Raw genomic sequence first — 5,595 nt, 5'->3', positions numbered from 1 at the left:
GGGGCCACCAGCGGCCAGTTCTCGGCGGGGTCGGTCAGCGGGTCGTCCATGCCCTCCCACATCAGCCGGGTCGAGCCCTTGCGGCCGGAGTGGCCGAGCTGCAGGCCGATCCGCGCGGTGCTCTGCGCGTGGACGAATTCGACGATCCTGGCCCACGCGTCGCGCTGGCCGTCCGTCCACAGGCCGCCGCAGCCGGGCGTGATCCGGCCCTCGGCGGAGACGCACACCATCTCCGTCATCACCAGGCCGGCGCCGCCCATCGCCTTCGAGCCCAGGTGGACGAGGTGGAAGTCGCCGGGCACGCCGTCGAGCGCCGAGTACATGTCCATCGGCGAGACGATGACGCGGTTCTTCAGCTCCAGAGCGCCGATCCGGAAGGGCTGGAACATCGCCGGCACAACGGTCTCAAGGCCCTGTGATGCGGCGAACTCGGCGTCCACCCGGTCGGCGAACTCCGGGTCGCGGGTGCGCAGGTTGGCGTACGTGATCCGGCGTGAGCGCGTCAGCAGGTTGAAGCAGAACTGCGTCGCCGGCTGGCCGACGTACATGCCGATGTTCTCGAACCACTCCAGCGACGCCTGCGCGGCGCGCTGCGTGGACTCGACGACCTGCCGACGCTCGCTCTCGTACGCGTCGAGCGCGGCCTCGATGCCGTCGTTCTCGTGCAGGCAGGCCGCGAGCGCGAGCGCGTCCTCCATCGCGAGCTTCGTGCCCGAGCCGATCGAGAAGTGCGCGGTGTGCGCGGCATCGCCGAGCAGCACCAGGTTCCCGTCGTGCCAGTGCTCGTTGCGCACGGTGGTGAAGCTCAGCCACTTCGAGTTGTTGGCGTACAGCTCGTGGCCGTCGAGCTCCTCGGCGAACAGCTCGCGCAGGCGGGCCACGGCCTTCTCGTCGGAGACGCCCGGGGCCAGCGGCAGGTCGGCCGTCTCGTCGAAGCCGGCGGCGCGCCAGACGTCCTCGTGCATCTCGACGATGAACGTCGATCCGTGCGCGGAGTACGGGTAGCCGTGGACCTGCATCGTGCCCCACGGCGTCTGCTTGATGAAGAACTGGAAGGCCTCGAATACCCGGTCGGTGCCGAGCCACATGTACTTGTTGCTCCGCGGGTCCAGACTCGGCCGGAACACGTCGGCGTGCGCGGCGCGGGTCGCCGAGTTCACTCCGTCCGCCGCCACCACCAGGTCGTGCGAGGCGCGTAGCTCCTCGACCCCGGGAGCGAGCGTCGAGAACAGCAGCCGGACGCCGAGCTCGCGGCAGCGGTCCTGGAGCAGGTGCAGCAGATCCTTGCGGCCCAGAGCGGCGAAGCCCTGGCCGCCGACCGTGTGCCGCTCGCCGCGGTAGTGGATGTCGATGTCCGTCCACCGCGCGAAATGCCGCGCCAGGGTCTCGGCGAACCCGGTGTCCGCGTTCTCGATGCCGCCGAGCGTCTCGTCGGAGAAGACCACGCCGAAACCGAAGGTGTCGTCCGGCGCGTTGCGCTCCCACACGGTGATCTCGTGGGCCCGGTCCAGCTGCTTGAGCAGCGCGGCGAGGTACAGGCCGCCGGGGCCGCCGCCGATGATCGCGATCTTCACGGGTGGTTCCTCTCGTACTCGTCCTCGACGATCCGGCGCAGCGCGAAGCGTTGCAGCTTCCCGCTCGCGTTGCGCGGCAGTCGCTCGGCGAAGCGGATGTCGCGCGGGTACTTGTAGGGGGCGAGCGTCTGCTTGACGTGCTCCTGGAGCTCTCGGGCCTTCTCCGGGCCGGGTTCCGCGCCCGGCCGCAGGACGACGAAGGCGCACACCACCGAGCCGCGGTCGCGGTCGGGCCGGGGCACGACCGCGCACTCCAGCACGTCCGGATGGGTCTCGAGCGCCGCCTCGACCTCGGGGCCGCCGATGTTGTAGCCGGAGGAGACGATCATGTCGTCGCCGCGGGCGTGGTAGTAGAAGTAGCCGTCCTCGTCCCGGTGGAAGATGTCGCCGGTGACGTTCCAGCCGTCGGCGACGTAGTCCTTCTGCCGCGGGTCGTCGAGGTAGCGGCAGCCGACCGGGCCGATCACGCCGAGGCGGCCGGGCTCGCCGGGGCCGAGTTCCTCGCCGCGCGGGCCGAGGATCGTCGCGCGGTAGCCGGGCACCGGCTTGCCGGTGGCGCCTGGCCGGATCTCGTCGCCGGCCGCGGAGATGAAGATGTGCAGCAGCTCCGTCGCGCCGATGCCGTCGATCACCGACAGGCCGAGGTCGTCCCGCAGCGTGCGCCAGACGTCCTCGGTGATGTGTTCGCCTGCTGATACGGCGGCGCGCAGCCCGGAGAGCAGCCGGTCGCGGCCGGAGCGCACGATCGCGCGGTACGCCGTCGGCGCCGTCGCCAGCACGGTGACGCCGAGGTCGGCCACGTACTGCGCGAGCTGATCGGGCGTGCTGGACTCGGTGAGCAGCGCGCAGGCGCCCGCGCGCAGCGGGAAGACGAGCAGCATGCCGAGGCCGAAGGTGAAGGCCAGCGGCGCGGTGCAGGCGACGACGTCGTCCGGCCGGAGGCGGAGCGTGTGGCGGCCGAAGGTGTTCTCGATCGACATCAGGTCGCGGTGGAAGTGCATCGTGATCTTGGGGACGCCGGTGCTGCCCGAGGTCGGGCCGAGCAGTGCCACGTCGTCCGCGGCCGTCTGCACGTCGGCGAACTCACCCGACTTCCCGGCCGCGCGCTTCACCAGGTCATCGGGGTCGGAGCCGCCGTACTCGACGACCCGCAGCTGCGGCGCCGTCGAGATCCGCACGGTGTATACGTCCTCGGCGAATCTATGGTCGACGAGCGCTATCGCGGGCCGGGTTCGCTCGACGATCGGCGCCAGCTCGCGCGGCCGCAGCGCGGCCATCGTCGTCACCACGACGCCGCCCGCCTTGAGCACGCCGAGCCAGGCGGCCACCGTCCACGGGTTGTTCGGCGAACGCAGCAGCACGCGCTGCCCCGGGATCAGGCCGAGGTCCTCGGCGAGCACCTGCGCGACCTGGTTCGCGCGCGTGCGGAGCTCGCCGTAGGACCAGACCTCGCCCTCCGGCGTGCGCAGCGCGGGCCGGTCGGCGCCGAAGGCGGCGGCGGGAACGTCGATCAGCTCCGTCCCGGCGTTGAGCCGGTCCGGGTAGTGCAGTTCGGGGGTGGTGAACTCGATCGTCGGCCACTCCTGCTCGGGCGGCAGGTGGTCGCGGGTGAACGGGTCCAGGTGGGCGGAGCGGGCTAACTGCATCAGAGCACGAATCCCTTCAAGCCGGGCGGATCACGCCCTCCTGCGCGACGGTGGCGACGTGGTGTCGGTCGCGGGTGAAGAAGCGTCCGGTGCCCAGTCCGCGGCCGTGGTCGGCGCTCGCCGGTTCCTGGACGTAGAGCAGCCAGCCGTCGGTGCGCACCGGCCGGTGGAACCACATCGCGTGGTCCAGGCTGGCGGTGACCAGCCCGGGATCGGCCCAGGCGAGGCCGAGCACGCGCAGTACGGGTTCGAGGATCGTGTAGTCGCACACGTAGGCGAGCGCCGCCGCGTCGCGTTGCGCGTCGCTGAGCCCGTCGACGGGACGCAGAGCGTCGAAGGGCTTGACCCACACGGCCTGATACGGGTCGCGCCCGCCCTCGACCTCGAGGTAGACCGGGCCGGGCACGTGCCGCATGTCGAAGCCGCGGCCGCCGGACCAGTAAGCCCGCGAGTGATCTGTCATCGTGCCACCGTGACGGCCGTCAAGATAATCCGCGGAGCTCGGCAGGGCCTCGGGCTCCGGGACGGTCTCCATCGGCTCGGCCGCGTACGCCGGGCCGTCCGCGCCCGCCGCGAAGTTGGCCAGGCAGACGTACACCGGCTTGCCGTTCTGGTACCCGCGCACCTGCCGCGTGCTGTAGCCGCGGCCGTCGCGCAGCAGTTCCACCTCGTAGCGGATCTCGGCGCCGATGTCGGCCGGGCGCATGAAGTAGCTGTGCATCGAATGCAGGCTCTTGCCGTCGGTGACCGACCGCATCGCCGCGGCCGCCGCCTGGGCGACGAGATCGCCGCCGTACGCCTTGGGCCACGGGCAGGGCTGCGTGAAGCCGGTGAACGCGAGGTCGAAGTGCTCGGGCTCGACGGGCGTGAGCGCGAGCGCGGCGGTCACGGTCTCCGAGGTGGCCCGCTCCGCCGTGCGGCCGGGCAGCGGTCCGGTCACCGGTCGAGCCAGTCGCGCAGCTCGCCGTCCGGGACGTCGGGCAGGTTGACCACGATGTTCTCCGGCGTGCGGGTGGTCAGCCAGACCAGCGGCTTGCTGCGGGACAGATTGCACTCGACGTGCGGCATGAACGGCGGGACGAAGACCCAGTCGCCCTCCTCCATGTCGAGGTAGTCCTCGAACTTCTCGCCGAAGTAGATCCGGGCCCGGCCGGAGAGCACGTAGCCGCCCGTCTCGGCCTCGCCGTGGTGGTGGGAGACGGAGCGGTACCCGGGCTCGTTGCTGACCTTGCCGTACCAGAGCCGGCGCGCGGGGGTGTGCTGGATGCTCACGCCCGAGACGCGCACCGCGCCGCCGGAGTCGGCCGTGTTGCCGTGCTCCGAGCCGGCCCGGGTCACCACCGGCGCGACCAGGCCGCCGGGCAGCCGGTACATCGAGTTGTCGCCCTCCAGCCGGTACTTGCTGAAGTCGGGCTCCATGAGCGAACTCCGTTCGGTCGACCACTGCTGTATCTCGTATTTTTCACGACCGTCAGGTAAAGTCAATACACATGACGCCCATCCCGGTGAATCCCGCGTCGCTGCCCGCCCCGAGCGGCTACTCGCACGGCACCCTCAGCGGCACGACGCTCTACCTCGGCGGCCAGACGGCCCTGGACGCACGGATGCGGATCGTGCCCGGCGGCATCGTCGAGCAGTTCCGGCAGGCCTTCGGCAACCTCCTCACGACGCTGCGCGAGGCCGGCGGCGAGCCGGCCGACCTGGTCAGCGTGACGATCTACCTGACCGACATCCCCGACTACCAGGCGCACGGCAAGGAGATCGGCCGCGTCTGGCGCGAGCTCGCCGGGCCGGTGTACCCGGCGATGGCCGGCATCGGCTGCACGGCGCTGTGGCAGCCCGAGGCGATGATCGAGATCCTGGGCGTCGCCGAGATCCCCGAGGACCGGCTGCGGGTCCCGGGCCAGTAGGGTGGGCGACCGTGACTACGGAGACCGAGGTGGCGGGCGGGACGGATCGGGAGGAGCCGCAGGCGACGTCCTCCCGCCTGGGGCCGCTGATCCTGACGCTGTTCGCGCTCTACGCGCGCAGTGAGGACAACTGGCTCTCGGTCGCCGCGCTCATCCGCCTCATGTCGGACCTCGGCCTCGACGACCGCGCCGTGCGCTCCGCCGTCTCCCGGCTCAAGCGCCGCGGCGTGCTCACCCCCGTGCGCCACGGCAAGTCCGCCGGCTACTCGCTGGACGGCGCGACACTCGAGATGCTCGCCGAGGGCGACTCGCGCATCTTCGAGCACAACCGCGCCGACGAGGCGGACGGCTGGCTGCTCGTCGTCTTCTCCGTGCCGGAGACCGAGCGCGACAAGCGCCACGAGCTGCGCGCGAGTCTGACCCGCCTCGGCTTCGGCACCGCCGCCCCCGGCATCTGGATCGCCC

General features: G+C 71.4%; 5 protein-coding genes and 1 pseudogene. 2 read left to right on the top strand and 4 right to left on the bottom strand.

The genetic code is table 11. From position 1 onward, the window contains the following. From KDK95_RS33800 to KDK95_RS33785, 4 genes are all read right to left on the bottom strand, one after another. A partial coding sequence (locus KDK95_RS33800) for an oxidoreductase (protein ID WP_212522440.1) occupies positions 1-1,574 on the bottom strand: 1,574 nt, incomplete at its 3' end. Next, on the bottom strand, positions 1,571-3,220 hold the full coding sequence (locus tag KDK95_RS33795) for an AMP-binding protein (RefSeq protein WP_212522439.1): 1,650 nt from the start codon (positions 3,218-3,220) through the stop codon (positions 1,571-1,573). The genes KDK95_RS33800 and KDK95_RS33795, both read right to left, overlap by 4 nt. Before the next feature lie 16 nt (positions 3,221-3,236). Further along, on the bottom strand, positions 3,237-4,160 hold the full coding sequence (locus KDK95_RS33790) for an acyl-CoA thioesterase (RefSeq protein WP_212522438.1): 924 nt from the start codon (positions 4,158-4,160) through the stop codon (positions 3,237-3,239). Then, positions 4,157-4,639, bottom strand: coding sequence for a cupin domain-containing protein (locus tag KDK95_RS33785; protein ID WP_212522437.1), 483 nt, complete (start codon positions 4,637-4,639; stop codon positions 4,157-4,159). Before KDK95_RS33785 ends, KDK95_RS33790 begins: the two co-directional genes overlap by 4 nt. A gap of 71 nt (positions 4,640-4,710) precedes the next feature. Between KDK95_RS33785 and KDK95_RS33780 the strand changes: the two genes are divergently transcribed. Together KDK95_RS33780 and KDK95_RS33775 are read left to right on the top strand one after the other, a co-directional pair. Beyond that, on the top strand, positions 4,711-5,130 hold the full coding sequence (locus KDK95_RS33780; RefSeq protein WP_212522436.1) for a RidA family protein: 420 nt from the start codon (positions 4,711-4,713) through the stop codon (positions 5,128-5,130). 29 nt (positions 5,131-5,159) lie between these two features. Continuing rightward, positions 5,160-5,595, top strand: a pseudogene (locus KDK95_RS33775) (PaaX family transcriptional regulator C-terminal domain-containing protein); the annotation flags it as partial.

Origin of the sequence: Actinospica acidithermotolerans, from assembly GCF_018139625.1 — a bacterium.
Taxonomy (GTDB): domain Bacteria; phylum Actinomycetota; class Actinomycetes; order Streptomycetales; family Catenulisporaceae; genus Actinospica; species Actinospica acidithermotolerans.
This window is presented reverse-complemented; position numbering and strand designations above follow the sequence as displayed.

Bases quoted from the DNA above. Each gene is read 5' to 3' on its own strand.
- KDK95_RS33795 (WP_212522439.1), bottom strand. From the start codon at position 3,220: ATGCAGTTAGCCCGCTCCGCCCACCTGGACCCGTTCACCCGCGACCAC.
- KDK95_RS33785 (WP_212522437.1), bottom strand. From the start codon at position 4,639: ATGGAGCCCGACTTCAGCAAGTACCGGCTGGAGGGCGACAACTCGATG.
- KDK95_RS33780 (WP_212522436.1), top strand. From the start codon at position 4,711: ATGACGCCCATCCCGGTGAATCCCGCGTCGCTGCCCGCCCCGAGCGGC.